Annotated in this window: 13 protein-coding genes and 3 tRNA genes; 11 read left to right on the top strand and 5 right to left on the bottom strand. The window is 38.3% G+C overall.

Features of this window, described 5'->3' with window-relative positions; translation table 11 throughout:
* Nucleotides 1-2: 2 nt before the first annotated feature.
* Together BM086_RS16135 and BM086_RS16130 are read left to right on the top strand one after the other, a co-directional pair.
* Nucleotides 3-698, top strand: a complete 696-nt coding sequence (locus BM086_RS16135) for a hypothetical protein (RefSeq protein ID WP_092329423.1) — start codon at nt 3-5, stop codon at nt 696-698.
* Between the two features lie 178 nt (nt 699-876).
* Nucleotides 877-1,257: a hypothetical protein gene (locus BM086_RS16130; protein ID WP_092329419.1), complete on the top strand. Its 381-nt coding sequence runs from the start codon at nt 877-879 to the stop codon at nt 1,255-1,257.
* A gap of 106 nt (nt 1,258-1,363) precedes the next feature.
* On the opposite strand, the gene BM086_RS16125 is transcribed toward BM086_RS16130, so the two are convergent.
* From BM086_RS16125 to BM086_RS16115, 3 genes are all read right to left on the bottom strand, one after another.
* The gene (locus BM086_RS16125) at nt 1,364-1,819 is read right to left on the bottom strand and encodes a Fur family transcriptional regulator (protein WP_175560328.1); all 456 of its coding nucleotides are present in this window, start codon (nt 1,817-1,819) and stop codon (nt 1,364-1,366) included.
* A 22-nt stretch (nt 1,820-1,841) separates the two neighbouring features.
* Entirely contained in the window at nt 1,842-2,738 is an 897-nt protein-coding gene (locus BM086_RS16120) for a putative manganese transporter (RefSeq protein ID WP_092329410.1), read from the bottom strand.
* A gap of 77 nt (nt 2,739-2,815) precedes the next feature.
* Nucleotides 2,816-2,886 (bottom strand) — tRNA-Gly (locus tag BM086_RS16115).
* A gap of 177 nt (nt 2,887-3,063) precedes the next feature.
* Between BM086_RS16115 and sufC the strand changes: the two genes are divergently transcribed.
* From sufC to sufU, 5 genes are all read left to right on the top strand, one after another.
* Nucleotides 3,064-3,825, top strand: coding sequence for a Fe-S cluster assembly ATPase SufC (gene sufC / locus BM086_RS16110; protein WP_092329405.1), 762 nt, complete (start codon nt 3,064-3,066; stop codon nt 3,823-3,825).
* 80 nt (nt 3,826-3,905) lie between these two features.
* Nucleotides 3,906-5,315: a Fe-S cluster assembly protein SufB gene (sufB, locus tag BM086_RS16105; protein WP_092329400.1), complete on the top strand. Its 1,410-nt coding sequence runs from the start codon at nt 3,906-3,908 to the stop codon at nt 5,313-5,315.
* Nucleotides 5,316-5,362: 47 nt separating this feature from the next.
* On the top strand, nt 5,363-6,532 hold the full coding sequence (locus tag BM086_RS16100) for a SufB/SufD family protein (protein WP_092329395.1): 1,170 nt from the start codon (nt 5,363-5,365) through the stop codon (nt 6,530-6,532).
* A 110-nt stretch (nt 6,533-6,642) separates the two neighbouring features.
* Nucleotides 6,643-7,863 carry an aminotransferase class V-fold PLP-dependent enzyme gene (locus BM086_RS16095; RefSeq protein WP_092329391.1) on the top strand — a complete coding sequence of 407 codons (1,221 nt, stop codon included), beginning with the start codon at nt 6,643-6,645 and terminating at the stop codon, nt 7,861-7,863.
* Nucleotides 7,853-8,305 carry a Fe-S cluster assembly sulfur transfer protein SufU gene (sufU, locus tag BM086_RS16090; RefSeq protein ID WP_092329387.1) on the top strand — a complete coding sequence of 151 codons (453 nt, stop codon included), beginning with the start codon at nt 7,853-7,855 and terminating at the stop codon, nt 8,303-8,305. Before BM086_RS16095 ends, sufU begins: the two co-directional genes overlap by 11 nt.
* A gap of 250 nt (nt 8,306-8,555) precedes the next feature.
* On the opposite strand, the gene BM086_RS16085 is transcribed toward sufU, so the two are convergent.
* Both BM086_RS16085 and BM086_RS16080 read right to left on the bottom strand, forming a co-directional pair.
* Nucleotides 8,556-8,628 (bottom strand) — tRNA-Lys (locus BM086_RS16085).
* Between the two features lie 166 nt (nt 8,629-8,794).
* Nucleotides 8,795-8,867, bottom strand: a tRNA-Lys gene (locus BM086_RS16080).
* Between the two features lie 255 nt (nt 8,868-9,122).
* Here BM086_RS16080 and BM086_RS16075 point away from each other — a divergent pair.
* From BM086_RS16075 to glgB, 4 genes are all read left to right on the top strand, one after another.
* Nucleotides 9,123-9,896: a TatD family hydrolase gene (locus BM086_RS16075; RefSeq protein ID WP_092329383.1), complete on the top strand. Its 774-nt coding sequence runs from the start codon at nt 9,123-9,125 to the stop codon at nt 9,894-9,896.
* 162 nt (nt 9,897-10,058) lie between these two features.
* Entirely contained in the window at nt 10,059-10,937 is an 879-nt protein-coding gene (gene rsmA / locus BM086_RS16070) for a 16S rRNA (adenine(1518)-N(6)/adenine(1519)-N(6))-dimethyltransferase RsmA (RefSeq protein WP_092329378.1), read from the top strand.
* A 39-nt stretch (nt 10,938-10,976) separates the two neighbouring features.
* Nucleotides 10,977-13,832, top strand: a complete 2,856-nt coding sequence (locus BM086_RS16065; protein ID WP_092329373.1) for a hypothetical protein — start codon at nt 10,977-10,979, stop codon at nt 13,830-13,832.
* Nucleotides 13,833-13,863: 31 nt separating this feature from the next.
* Nucleotides 13,864-15,849 (top strand): 1,4-alpha-glucan branching protein GlgB, encoded by a 1,986-nt coding sequence (glgB, locus tag BM086_RS16060; RefSeq protein WP_242952243.1) that lies wholly within the window; start codon nt 13,864-13,866, stop codon nt 15,847-15,849.
* Nucleotides 15,850-15,870: the final 21 nt, after the last annotated feature.

Here is a 15,870-nt window from a genome sequence, read left to right as displayed (position 1 = left end):
AAATGAAAAAGAAAAGACTAGTACTATTGCTGCTTTTGACCATGGTAACCATGCTTGCCGGCTGTAAGCCATCTGAGGAAAAATTAAGCGAAGCTGAAGATGCAAGAAATAAACTAAGTACCGTTAGAGAAGCTGCAGAGGAAAGATATCTTGATATAGCTGATACTTCGTTAAGATCTGAGCTTGATGCCCTTGGTGTTAAGTATTCAGAAATTTTGGCGATAGACTTTACAAATATGAGCAACAAAAAGATTGATGAAGTATTGCCTTCAATAACAGAACTTATCGCAGACTATGGCGTTGTACAATCAAAACTCGATGGAACTTATAAGCAGGAGTCTCAGAAGAATGCTGAGGAAGCAAAAAATATCTTAGTTGACGCATATGTAGTAAATAAGATGGGTGTAGATATTACAAGCATTATGCTTCATGATGTGACTGCGGGTACATATTCAGATAACTATCTGAGTGATGGAGAAATATTGCAGGCGGGATATACCCTTATGGGAGTGAAGATACAGATCCATGCTGACAGCGATACATGGGAATTTGTTTTAAAAGATTCTAATGATATATCCTACAATGTGTTAGCTGAAAATCTTAAAGACGTTTCAGAAAATGGAGTTTCATTAGTGTTTGGAATGGACTCTGAAACAGGTTCTGCAACTATGAGTTACGGTGGATATTTTTCGGAATAGAATAAAAAACAAAGAATTTTTGTGAAAATCTGACAAAAAAAAGAGAAAATGTTCTGATAATATGCACAACTTTATTCGTGACATTGACTAATTCGGAGTATATAATCTTATTCGTACTGAAGCAATTGGCTTGCAATCAGGATTGCAAAGTATATGTAAGAAGAGGAGATTATATATTATGAAGAAGAATATCGTAACATTACTTTCAGCTTTAACACTTTCAGTAGCAGTTCTTGCTGGATGCGGTGAAGCAGCAGTAGAGACACCTGCAGAGGAGACATCAGTAGAAGCAACTGTTGAGACATCAACAGAAGAGACAGCAGCTGAAGCATCTTCAGAAGAAGTTGCTACAGAAGCTACAACAGAAGAAGCAGCTGAAGAAGCTACAGAAGCAACAACTGAGGAATCAGCAGAGGCTTCAACAGAAGCTACAACAAAAGAAGAGGCAGCTACAGAGGCTTCTTCAGATGAGAAGGCTACAGAAGCTACAACAGAAGAGTCTACAGAGACTACAACTGAAGCATCAACAGAAGCTACATCAGAAGCTTCTAAAAACTAATTCAATTAGATTTTTAACATTAGTTTATAATCAATTGCTTTAGTCAGTACATAAATAAAGCCATCGCACGCTGATGCGTGCGGTGGCTTTTCTGTTATATCTATAATTATTCTGATTTACAGTCATTACAATATCCATATATTTCCAGGGAATGACCTGTGACTTCAAAACCCGGAACGGTATCTTCTATATCATGCATAATGTCATGCAAAGGACATGTCTTTATAGGTATTCTTTTGTGACATTTAAGACAAATAATAAAATGACGGTGTTTTCCACTTTTTAATTCATAAAGAGCATTTTCTTCGGTTGATGAAACTGTCTTTGTGACCACGCCTGCTTTTTCAAAGGCAATAAGATTTCTGTAAATTGTGGAAAAAGCATATTTTTCTGAAGGATGTTCCTTTATCAGAGTATCATAAATATCAGCTGCGGAAATGGGCAGATCTTCTTTGTAAAGAATTTTAAATATATCAATTCGCTGATGAGTTTTCTTTATTCCTTCAGGCCAGTTTCTTTCAATGATGTCGTCATAAGATTCGGGATGAATTTTTTGATTCATGATAATTTTCCTCATTAAGCTATCAAATTGTAATATTCAGAAGATCCATCAAAAGACCTGAAATAGTTCCGATCACAAACAACAAAACAGTAATGTTTACATTTTCTTTTTTATCATCATTAACTCTGAATAATACAAGCAGTCCTATTCCGGCTCCGACAAGAAGTCCGGACATCATTGTTCCAAGAGTGATCATCTGATCCAAATAAAGCTTTGTAATTATTACAGATGCGGCACAATTGGGGATAAGCCCTATGAGACCTGCAAGTATATGACTGATAACAGGACTTGTCTTTAGCAAACGAGAAAGATTATCTTCTCCTACAATAGTAATAGCCGCATTTAAAAAGAGTGTAAGAACAAGTACAAATATAAAAATGTGAATTGTGTGAACTAAAGCTGATTTAATGATTCCGAAAGCTCCGGAGGATTCTTCATCGTCGCAATGACAATGCTCTTTTTCACATAATGCCTCAATCCTTACAGGGTCATTTGCAGTCTTTGAATGAGCTTTGTGATAAGCATGAACGATAAGGTCGATCGCAAAACCTGTGATGATTCCAATAAGTGCTTTAATTGCAAGAATCTGAATAAGTGTAGAGATTGGAACCTGTTCGGAAATAAATAAAGGGACCATCTCATCTGAAGTTGAAAGGAAGATGGCAATGAGTGTTCCTAATGTGATAACTCTTCCTGCATATAGGTTTGAAGCAGCCGCAGAAAAACCACATTGAGGGAAAACACCGATCAGACCGCCCCATAAAGGACCAAAATGCTCTGTCTTTTCAACTATTGAAGATGTAAAATCCTGAGTTTTGTGTTCAAGATATTCCATAATCAGGTATGTTATGAACAAAAATGGTAATATTTTGAGTGAGTCGATAAGAGCATCAATTACAATATCAAAAATAATTTCCATGGTACCTCCTTTAATAAGTATTAAATGCAAATGCAATTCATTTGCATTTAGAAAAAATGCAAAAAAAATATCAGAAAAGCGGGTGATGGGAATCGAACCCACGTATCCAGCTTGGAAGGCTGGTGTTCTACCATTGAACTACACCCGCGTGTTACTGACAAGATTGTATTTTACTCACTTTTATATGGTATGTCAAGTCTTTTTATGATAAACTATTTTTGTTTGTCATTTGACTTTAAAAAATGGCAATGTTAATATAATTCCTATTAACTTAGTAGGGAAATAAAAACATTGATATATACATATATAGAAAGGAATTATTGTTATGTCAGAGCAGTCTTTGTTGCAGGTTAAAGATTTATCGGTTTCAATTGATAATGAATTACCTATTCTTAATAAGATAAATTTAGACATAAAGCCGGGAGAGACACATGTACTTATGGGACCTAACGGCGCAGGTAAGTCAACACTTGGTTTTACACTTATGGGAAATCCACATTATCAGGTAACCGGTGGAAATATTATTTTCGATGGCCAGGATATTACAGATTTTTCCACAGACAAGAGAGCTAAAGCGGGAATGTTTTTATCTTTCCAGAATCCTTATGAAGTTCCCGGAATCTCACTTGGAAGTTTTATAAGAAATGCATATCATGCTCAGACAGGAGCACCTGTTAAGCTTCTTGCCTTCCAGAAATCATTAAAGGCAGCAATGCAGATTCTTTCAATGGATGAATCCTATGCAGACAGAGATCTTAATGTAGGATTTTCTGGTGGTGAGAAAAAGAAGGCTGAGATTCTTCAGCTTCTTATGTTAAATCCTAAGTTTGCTATTTTGGATGAGACTGATTCAGGACTTGATGTAGACGCTGTAAGAACTGTTTCGAAGGGTGTTGAAGAATATCAGAAAAAGAAAGACGGAGCTCTTTTAATAATCACACACAGTACTAAGATTCTTGAATCCTTACATGTAGACTATACACATGTACTTGTTAAGGGGAATATAGTTCACACCGGTGATGGTTCACTTGTTGATGAAATTAATGAACATGGATTTGAGAAATATATTTCTGCTAGCAATGAATAAACGATAGAAAAAATAAGTGTGCGAAAATATTCTGATAAAAGATATTAAAGCATACGAGCCATTCGCGGAGTTTGGATAATATGAGTGAAAATAAGCAGATAGTGGCTGATATAGACCACAGTTTATATGATTTTAAAGATATAGAGAACGAGCAGGACTTCTATCGTATGAAGGAAGGTCTTACCGAGGAAACAGTTTTAAAGGTTTCTGAGGAAAAGAACGATCCTGAATGGATGAGAGATTTCAGATTAAAGTGTTTGAAGTTGTATGAAGAAATCAAGATGCCGAACTGGGGACCAAGCATAGAAGGTCTTGATATGGACAGAATATCTTCCTATGTAAGACATAAGTCTGATATGAAGGGTAAATGGGAAGATGTTCCGGAGGATATCAAGAATACTTTTGAAAAACTTGGTATTCCACAGGCAGAAAGAGAATCTCTTGCCGGAGTAGGAGCTCAGTACGATTCAGAGCTTGTTTATCATAATGTAAAAGATGAGGTTGCAGCTCAGGGAGTAATATATACAGATCTTGAAAGCGCATTACATGGCGAATACGCTGATATGATAAAAGAACATTTTATGAAACTGGTTCCTCCTACTGATCATAAATTTGCAGCGTTACATGGAGCTGTGTGGTCAGGCGGTTCATTTGTTTATGTTCCTAAGGGCGTTAAAGTAGATATACCGCTTCAGTCTTATTTCAGACTTAATGCGGCAGGCGCAGGACAGTTTGAGCATACACTTATCATTGTAGATGAGGGCGCAGACCTTCACTTCATAGAAGGCTGTTCGGCACCTAAATATAATGTAGCCAATCTTCATGCGGGATGTGTTGAGCTTTTTGTTGGTAAGAATGCAAGACTTCGTTATTCAACAATTGAGAACTGGTCTAAGAATATGTATAACCTTAATACCAAGAGAGCTGTTGTTGAAGAAGGTGGAATTATGGAGTGGGTTTCAGGATCATTTGGTTCCCACACTTCATATCTTTACCCTATGACCATTTTAAAGGGAAATGATTCCAAGATGGAGTTTACCGGAATAACATTCGCAGGAAAGGGTCAGAATCTTGATACCGGAGCAAAAGTTGTTCATGTCGGAGAGAGAACTTCTTCTGTGATTTCTACCAAGTCAATTTCAAAAGATGGTGGAATAGGAACTTACAGAAGTAGTGTAACAATACAGAAAACTGCTAAAAAAGCAAAAGCATCTGTTTCTTGCGATTCACTGATGCTTGACAGTATTTCCAGAGCAGATACTATACCTGCGATGGATATTCGCACCAATGATGCAGATGTAGGACATGAAGCTAAGATCGGAAGAATCAGTGATGAGGCTGTTTTTTACCTTATGTCCCGTGGCATAAGCGAAGAAGATGCCAAGGCAATGATCGTCAGTGGATTTGCCAATCCGGTTTCAAAGGAATTGCCGCTTGAATATGCAGTTGAGATGAACAATCTTATCAAGCTTGAAATGAGCGGACACTGATATATGCGGTTTGATGCATTTTTAAAATTAAGTCAGGAGCATTGTACATGAATACAGATTTAAATATGAAAGTAAATGTACTGCCGGTTTATACATATAATTTTTTACATGTAAATGACAGCACACTTTCTTTTTCGGATATCAGTATTGATACCTGTTCTGGACCGGAGGCTGATGAGGTTCCTGTGGGAGTTTCATTGGAAAGGAAAATTCCTTTTGACAAAGCCGGTGATGTGTTCAGAAAAAACAGATCAAGAATAATGAGTATTTCCGATGACTTTGTGATGCCAAATGGAGATACTTCAGATAGAGATGCAGAGCAGGCTGTCAGAACCGGTTTGGGAATTGATGTTGACAGACTCTTTGTTGATCTTTCAGCCACAACAGATATTTATACAGTCAGTGAAAATACTGTCGTTTCAAAGCCTGTTATCTTGCGTTTTAATATGCAGGAGGGACAGGGGAATCTTGCTTCTTATGTGATTCATGCTAAAAAGAATTCAGAAGTAACAGTAATAATGGATTATTCATCTGAGCAATCTTCCTCAGGATTTCTTGGTGTGAGTACCAGACTTTTAGCTGAAGAGGGTGCAAAGATTAACCTGATTAAAACACAGCTTCTTGGTGATGGATTTATTCATTTTGATGATATCGGCGGAGCTTGCTTTGAAAAAGGCCAAATAAATGTAGTTTCATTGGAGCTTGGAGCTAAGAATGTATGGACAGGCTGCTACACAAATCTTGTGGGAAAAGAAGCTGTATTTAACTGCGAAATGGGATATCTTTGCAGAGAAGGAAGGTTCCTCGATATCAATTATGTAACTGACCACAGAGGAAAAAAGACTGATGCTCAGATGCAATTTAAGGGCGTTCTGATGGATAATTCGCAGAAGACCTTAAGATTTACAATTGATTTTAAGAATGGCAGTTCAGGTTCAGTTGGAAACGAGCAGGAAGACACACTTCTTCTTAGTGAGGATGTCATCAATCGATCAATGCCTATTATTCTTTGTCAGGAAGAGGATGTCGATGGAAGGCATGGAGCAACTATTGGCCAGCTCGGAGAGGATTTACTCTTTTATATGCAGTCCCGTGGTATTGATGAAGAAATGGCAAAGAGCATCATGGTAAAAGCAAGACTTGAAAGCGTTGCAAGGTTAATACCGGATCCGCAGCTTGCACAGAAAGTACAGTATTATATACAGAATGTGATCTGATGTTACGCAGGATTGTGAGTGTGCATTGTGCGAAACAATCCTTGATATCATTTTTGACCTTTGCGTCATATTTTACACTGTTATATTAGCGTTAATAGAGGAGAATTATTATGAGTTCACCGGAAATATTTCGCCAGGATTTTGATATTTTAAATTCCGGGGATTATATATATTTTGATAATGCGGCTACTTCACAAAGACCAAGACAGGTCTTAGAAGCGGTTGAGCATTTTTATAAGACAGCAAATGCCAATCCTCTAAGAGGATTATATGACTGGAGCGTTGCTGCTACAGATGCATATGAAGATGCCAGAAAACTTGTGGCTGACTTTATAGGCGCTGCAAGAAGCGAAGAGATTATATTTACAAGAAACACAACTGAATCATTAAACCTCGTTGCTTATAGTTATGGAATGGATAATGTATCTGAGGGTGATGAGATAGTAGTATCCGTTATGGAACATCATAGCAATCTTCTTCCATGGCAGATGGTGGCAAGGAGAAATGGTGCTAAGCTCGTATTTCTAGAGCCAGATGGGGAAGGCACAATTTTACCTGAAGAATATAAGTCCAAGATTACCAATAAAACAAAGATTGTAGCAATAGGACACGTTTCTAACGTTATGGGCGTGACTAATCCTGTAAAAGAAATTGCTGAATATGCCCATTCAAAAGGTGCAATAGTAGTTGTTGATGGAGCACAGTCTACTCCGCACATGAAGGTTGACGTTAAAGAGCTTGGAGCAGATTTCTTTGCTTTTTCCGGACATAAGATGCTGGCACCAATGGGAATCGGTGCACTATACGGAAGAAAAGAACTGCTTGAGAACATGCAGCCATTTCTTACCGGCGGTGAGATGATAGAATATGTGACAAGGACAGATGCGACTTATGCAGAGCTGCCGCATAAATTTGAAGCGGGAACAGTAAATGCAGGCGATGCAGTTGGCCTTGCAGCAGCAATAAAATATATTCAAAATGTAGGATTTGACTTTATACAGGAGCAGGAACACAAATTGACAGCTCTTTTGATGGACGGATTGTCAAAGATGCCTTATATTAAAATATATGGATCTAAGAACCCAAAAAAGCATTGCGGAATAGTTACGTTTACAATGGACGGGGTTCATCCGCATGATATGGCATCAGTTTTAAATGATGACCATGTATGTGTAAGAGCAGGTCACCACTGTGCTCAGCCGCTTATGCAGTTTATAGGCGCCGGTTCTACAGCAAGAGCAAGCGTGTATTTTTATAATACTGAGGCTGAGGTAAAAGATTTTATTGAAAAGCTGTCTAAGGTTAGAGAGGTTATGGGTTATGGAGCTTAAACAGTTATATAGAGAAATTGTAAATGAACACAATCTTCATCCTGTTCACAAAGGAAAACTAGAGAATGCAGACCTTGTTCTTAGAGGTGTAAATCCAAGCTGTGGAGATGATATTACTCTATATCTTAAGATAAATGGCGATGTTATAGAAGATGCTTCCTATGATGGAAGTGGATGCGCTATTTCGCAGGCATCAGTTGATATGATGGTTGATCAGATTCTTGGTAAAAATAAGGATGAAGCCATCAAATTAGCAGGAACATTCATGGGAATGATCAAGGGTGAAATAACAGATGAGGAGAGCATTGAAGCTCTTGACGAAGCTGCAGCCCTTCAGGACGTTGCACATATGCCTGCCAGAGTAAAATGCGCTGTTCTTGGATGGCATACAATGCAGGAAATGCTTGAAAATCCTGAGAAAGCAAATCCGGAAGCACAGTAAAAATATAGAAAACAAATAAAACTAATGGCTTAGAAATGCGTTAAATGCATAACTAAGCCATTTTTATGTTCAGGCTCTTTTTAAAGAATGTTTGTAAACAAATCTATTTGCAAATTGTATGAATATGGAGTTTGAATTGCAGAATATTTGTCCGCACACTCGTGTGAGAATTGGCGTATTTGATTGAATAAAAGTATAAACAAAAAAATACCATCCCCATGAGTTATACTCACGAAAACAGTACTCGGCGTGCACCGCCAGGGTCTCGAACCCTGGACAACCTGATTAAGAGTCAGGTGCTCTACCAACTGAGCTAGCGGTGCATATTATTTTGTGTCGCGTTGTCTCAGCGACAAGTGATATAATACTACCAATTAAAATAAAATGCAAGCAAAAAATAAAAAAATTTAAAAAATAAAAATTACAGTAAAAAAGATACAAAAAAAGTACCATCCCCATGGGCTATACCCACGAAAACAGTACTCGGCGTGCACCGCCAGGGTCTCGAACCCTGGACAACCTGATTAAGAGTCAGGTGCTCTACCAACTGAGCTAGCGGTGCATATTATTTTGTATCGCGTTGTCTCAGCGACAAGTGATATATTACTACCTCCAGAATCAAAATGCAAGTGTTTTTTGAAAAAAGTTTTGAAAAATTTAGATAAATTTTATTTTTGCAGTATTTACGCGGTTTTCATGAGGTGTTTTTTGTGTTAAATTAGATGGTGCAGTTGGTTTTTATTCATGAGAAATGAGATATTAGGATTGATAATATAGCAATTATTGCGAATAGAATGTTTTTATTCGTGGAGGACAGATGATATTTGATACACATGCTCATTATGATGATGAGCAATTTGATACAGATAGAGAAGCTCTGCTTGCAAGCTTTATAAGCGCAGGAATTGGAAATGTGGTCAATGTGGGAGCAAGCATTGATACTTCAGAAAAGGCTCTTGAACTTGCACACCGATATGATTTTATATATGCAGCCGCAGGTGTTCACCCAAGTGAAGTTACAGAGCTGAACGAGGATAGTATAAGACAGATTGAGACTATGTGTGATGACGACAGGTGTGTTGCAGTTGGAGAAATTGGTCTTGATTATCATTGGCCGGAACCTGAGCCTGATCTTCAGAAGAAATGGTTTATAAGACAACTTGATATAGCCAGAGAAAAGAAGCTTCCGGTAATAATTCATTCAAGAGATGCTGCAGCGGATACGATGAATATAATGAAAAGTGAGCATGCTGAAGAAATTGGCGGTGTAGTACATTGCTTTTCCTATTCTAAAGAAATTGCTGCTGAATGCGTTAAAATGGGCTTTTATATAGGAATTGGCGGAGTTCTTACTTTTAAGAATGCCAGAAAAATGAGAGAAGTAGTAGATCAGACACCTATCGAGAAGCTTTTACTTGAAACAGATTGTCCGTATCTTGCGCCTGAACCATACAGGGGCAAAAGAAACAGTTCTTTATATTTGCCTTATGTTGTAAAGGCAATGGCAGATATCAAAGGAATCAGTGAAGACGAAGTAATAAGAATCACTACAGATAATGCTCAAAGGATGTATGGATTATCAGAGCATTAATAAATGATATATGTGATTTATCAATAAAAAGATTTATTTTAACTTAACGATTTAAATTACTTTTAAACATTAGATTATAGATACTAATATATAATGTAATTTAGTTGAAAAAGATAACATAGATAATTCCGGTTTTTTATAAGAAATCGAACGGAGGATATAATGGCATATCTTGGAAATAGTGCGCGAACAAAAGAAGTACTTGCTAAGTATGGAATGAGCGCCAAGAAAAAATTTGGCCAGAACTTTTTAATAGACAGTAATGTACTGGATGGAATAGTAAGCGCAGCGAATATTACTGATAATGACTGTGTCCTTGAGATTGGTCCCGGAATCGGAAGTCTGACACAGTATCTTGCAGAGGCGGCAGGGAGAGTTGTAGCTGTAGAAATTGATAAGACACTTATTCCGGTACTGGCAGACACTCTTTCAGAATACACAAATGTTACTGTAATAAATGAGGATGTCTTGAAGGTTGATATCGCGGAAATAGTGAAGGAATACAATGATAATAAGCCTATAAAAGTAGTTGCAAATCTTCCTTACTATATTACAACGCCTATCATCATGAAGCTGTTTGAAGGTGGTGCACCGATTGAGAGTATTACAGTTATGGTGCAAAAAGAAGTGGCTGATAGGATGGTAATGGGGCCCGGAAATAAAGATTATGGTTCACTTTCTTTGGCAGTTGGATATTATGCAGAAGCCGAGGCTGTTATGGATGTTCCGCCGAGCAGCTTTATTCCTCAGCCGGGAGTGGGCTCAGCTGTTGTTAAGCTAAACAGATTTAGTGAGCCGGCTGTTAAGGTGAATGATGAGAAATATATGTTTGAGATTATTCGTACATCATTCAATCAGAGAAGAAAAACATTATCAAATTCTCTTTCAAATAACCCATCTCTTAGGGTTTCAAGACAGCAGGTTCAGGATGCACTAGTAAAAATGGGAATTGATGAGAAAGCCCGTGGGGAAATTCTGAGTTTAGAGCAGTTTGCAAGGCTTTCGGATATTTTACAAAGCAGTAACGCTATGATAAACTAACACTATATGTAGTATAACGGTACCAAAGAGGTAAAGGTTTTGGATAAAGTCGAATATAGAATTCGAGCCGATGAGATTAAGGCTTTGATTGGGGATGGCAGATATGCCGAAGCTGTTAAGATCGCGGACACGATAGACTGGAAAAAAGTCAGAAGTGTCAGTATGCTATGCAAGATCAGCGATCTGTATAAAATAAATCGTAGATATGAAGAGAGCCGGGATGTACTTGTTATGGCGTATGCCAAACATCCGACCGGCAGATCTATTGTATATTCACTTTGTGAACTATCCTTAAAGCTTGGAGAATTTGTTCAGGCTGTTGAGTATTATAAAGAATATTCCAAGATAGCGCCGAGAGATTCCAGCAGATTTATTTTACAATATAAAATATATGAGGCACAGGATGTAAGTCTTGAAGAACGAATAGCTGTTCTTGAAGAATTTAAGAGACATGATTATAGAGAAAGATGGGCTTATGAGCTTGCTTATCTTTATCACAGGGTTGGACTTACAACTGAATGTATAGAAGAGTGCGATGAGATCTTTCTGTGGTTCGGAGAGGGAAGATACGTTATGAAAGCCCTTGAACTTAAGGCGCTTCATGAACCACTTACGCCGGAACAGCAGGACAGATATTCAAGGTACAGAAATAGAAACGGTGGCATGATGGATGCCCCACAGGAACCTGAGCAGGAGGAAATTAAAGTAGTAGAGCCTGATCAGGTTATTTATAGTGATAAGCAGCCAACAAAGGAGATGCCACCTGTTACAGATGAAGTAATAAGGGCCTATAATGCAGGTGAATATAATGGTTATGAGGAGCAACAACACCAGGATGTAGTTTCTTACCAAAACTATGTTGAACCTCAGTATGAAACTGATGCCACCGGTCAGTATGTGCCAGAGAGCGAGCAGAATCCGGAGCAGGTTCAGTACGAGGAACAGATAGATTATCCGCATATCAATGAGATAAAAGAGCCATCGGTTGATGTCAGTGCATATAACACGATGAATCTTCAGGAAACTTTGGCTCAGGGGTTAAAAGATATAATTGCAGAGGAAACAGTTCCTGATGATAAGGCAGAAGTATTTTTTGATACTCAGACTGTTGAAATTCCATCTGCTCCTCAGATGGGAATTGACATTAAGTATGGCGGAAATGGTCCGATTCTTGGAGAAGCTAAGTATTCAGAAGATAACAGTGAGCAGAGACAAGTGTTTACGGGCGATGCTGCAGTTGGAACATATCCAGGCGCAGAAAGTTCTTACTTTGAAGTCAGAACCTATGAAGAAAAGCCATTGGAGGAAGAAGTTCCCGGAGCTGTTATCCATCCTAATGCAAGTTATCAGATGCCGTCTCATTTTGAGAAAATTCTTTCTCAGGAATCAGATGGACAGATCAGTATGGCTGTTGAACCAGAACCAGAAGTTGAACAACAGGTAACTGGTCAGATAAGTATTGACGAATACATGGCCAACTGGGAAAAGTTTAAGCAGGATCAGAAGGAAAAACAGTTACAGGCCGTTAAGCGCAGAGTGGCAGATGAAACAGGAAATATGTTTTCTGACTATGATGTCAATACTAAGGCCGGTCTACAGGAGAAATTAGAAAAAGCTATCGATGATGCCCTTAAAAAGGAACAGTATGATAAGGCTTCCGGAAGAGGTAACTGGGAAGTTAAAAGAGAAGATATCATTAGCGAAGCTGTTGACAATGTAATGGGCAGTGAAGATGTGGATAATACACTTTCTGAGGATACAGTACAAGACGCTGAAGCTCAGGATGAGACAGTTCAGGCAGAGGAAACTATTCAAGAGGCGATAGCAGAAGAACTTGTCGAGGAAACAAAGCCGGTTAACGAAGAGGTCGTTGAGGAAACTACAGAGCCTCAGAGTGATGATAAGGCTGATGAGACAAGTAATGAGCCTGCCATGGATACAACAGAGCAGGTAGTTGAGAATCCTGAGAATAACAGCGCTGAAAAGACTGACGAAGAAACTGTATCAGAAACGGATGCTGCTAAATCACATTCCAAGAATAAAAAGAAGAAAAAGCATAAGCACGAAGAAAATAAACCACAAGCAGATAATAATGCAGACACTTCTATAAAGAAGCATATTGGAACCAGAGAAATTGAAGAGAGAGTAAGGGCGATGACTCCGGAAGAGAAGGAGCTGTTTGGACCTTACATCCACCATAAAAAATCAAGACGCCAGATAATCAATGCTATAGATAATCTTAGTATGGATGCGTTTACCGGCAATGCAATTGTCACTGGTGAAGAGGGGGCTGGCACAGTTAATCTTGCAAAGGGTCTTATAAAGGCTGTACAGGCATCAGACTCTAATTTCAGTGGTAAAGTAGCTAAGATTACAGCTAATACTTTGAACAAAAAGAGCACTTCGGGAATATTTGATAAGCTTGCAAATGGTGCGTTGATAATCCAAAGAGCAGCAGATCTTGAGCCGGATACAGTAACTGAACTTATAGGAATTCTTCAGGAAGAGAACAAGGGACTTATTTTGGTCATGGAAGATGCCAAGGAAGACATGGACAAGTTCCTTGAAAGAAATCCTTCTTTAAAACAAAGCTTTAATGTTCGCGTGGATATTGAAGCACTTGATGATGATTCACTTGTTGCCTATGCTAAGCAATATGCATATGAAAAAGAGTATGCGATTGATAATCTCGGAATTTTGGCATTGCACACAAGAATTTCAGAGAGACAGACACTTGATCATGAAGTGACCGTTGCAGAAGTCAAGGATATTATCGATGATGCAATCTATTATGCAGAGAAGCGAACAGTTTCTCATTTTGTAGACGTCATAGTTCATAAGCGCTATGATGAAAATGATATGGTAATTCTTAGAGAAAAAGATTTTATGCACTAAAAAATATAAACATACACTAGAGGGGGTAAGTATGGGTCATAAAGTTTTTATATCTGAAGATGATGAATACTTATTTGGACAGGGAACACATTACGAGATATATGAAAAATTAGGTGCTCATCCATCGGAAGAAAATGGCAAAAAGGGTTACTTTTTTGCTGTGTGGGCTCCGAATGCGGCTGATGTTCATGTGGTTGGAGATTTTAATAACTGGGATGAAAATGCCAGTGAAATGAAACGTACCAAGACAGGTAATATCTGGACGATTTTTATTCCGGGAGTTGCTATCGGAAGTCTTTATAAATATCTGATTACTACAAGTGACGGAAGAAAGCTATATAAAGCAGATCCTTATGCGAATTATGCCGAGCTAAGACCCGGTAATGCATCCAGGACAACTGATCTATCAGATTTTACATGGTCAGATGAAAAATGGTATGAATCTCATAAGGGAAAAGACTTAAATCGTCAGCCACTTGCTATCTATGAGTGTCATATCGGTTCATGGATGAAACATCCAGACGGAACTGAAGATGGTTTTTATACCTACAGACAGTTCGCAGACAGAATAGTTGAATATTTGAAAGAAATGCAATACACCCATATAGAACTGATTGGAATTGCAGAGCATCCATTTGATGGTTCATGGGGATATCAGGTAACAGGATATTATGCGCCAACTGCAAGATATGGTGAACCTACAGATTTCATGTATCTTGTAAATAAGCTCCATGAGCATAATATTGGAATCATTCTTGACTGGGTACCGGCACATTTCTGTCCTGACGAATTTGGACTTGCTTGTTTTGACGGACAGTGCATCTATGAAGATCCGGACCCACGTAAAGGAGAGCATCCTGACTGGGGAACCAAGATCTTTAACCTGGCAAAGCCTGAAGTAAAAGACTTCCTTATTGCAAATGCTCTTTTCTGGATAAAAAAATTCCATATTGATGGACTTAGAGTTGATGCAGTAGCCTCAATGCTATATCTTGATTATGGTAAGCAGGAAGGTCAGTGGGTAAGGAATAAATATGGTGATAATAAGAACCTTGATGCCATTGAATTCTTTAAGCATTTTAATAGCGTAATAAGAGGAACATATCCAAACGTTCTTACAATTGCAGAAGAGTCAACCGCATGGCCAAAGGTAACAGCACCGCCGGAAGAAGACGGATTGGGATTTGCTTTTAAATGGAATATGGGATGGATGCATGATTTTTGTGAATACATGAAACTTGATCCATATTTCAGGCAGGGAGCTCATTATATGATGACCTTTGCCATGAGCTACAATAATGCTGAGAATTATATCCTGCCATTGTCACATGATGAAGTTGTTCACCTTAAGTGCTCAATGGTTGAAAAGATGCCGGGATACAAGATTGATAAGTATGCTAATCTGCGTGTAGGATATACTTATATGTTTGGCCATTCAGGCAAAAAACTTTTGTTCATGGGACAGGACTTTGGTCAGGAAAGAGAGTGGAGCGAGAAGCGAGAACTCGACTGGTTCCTCCTGGAAAATGAGCTGAACAGAGGAATGAAGGATTATGTAGGAAAACTCCTTGAAATCTACAGGAAATATCCGGCACTATATGAAGTTGATAATGACTGGGGCGGATTTGAATGGATAAATGCAGATGATAAGGAACGCAGCACCTACAGCTTCTACAGAAGAGCAATCAATGGCAAAGACAATATCCTCTTTGTTCTTAACATGACGCCTGTTGAAAGACAGGGATTTATGGTAGGAGTTCCTTTTGAGGGTACATATACCAAGATACTTGACAGCGCACAGAAGTGCTATGGTGGCATAGGAAGTAATGTTCCTGACAAGATTACTGCAGTAAAAGGACTTTGCGATTACAAAGATTACAGTATAACTATGGATCTTCCTCCATATGGCGCTGAAGTATTCGTATTCCAGAATCCTAAGAATAAGCCTGAGAAGCAGTCTTCATCTGCAAAAAAAGAAAAAGCAGTAAAGAAGACTTCCAAAAAGACAAAGAAGTAAGAATTAAAGATTTTATATATA

Origin of the sequence: Butyrivibrio sp. YAB3001 (genome assembly GCF_900112195.1) — a bacterium.
Taxonomy (GTDB): Bacteria; Bacillota; Clostridia; order Lachnospirales; family Lachnospiraceae; genus Butyrivibrio.
Note: the sequence above shows the minus strand (reverse complement) of the source record. Positions and strands in the feature narration are given on the sequence as shown.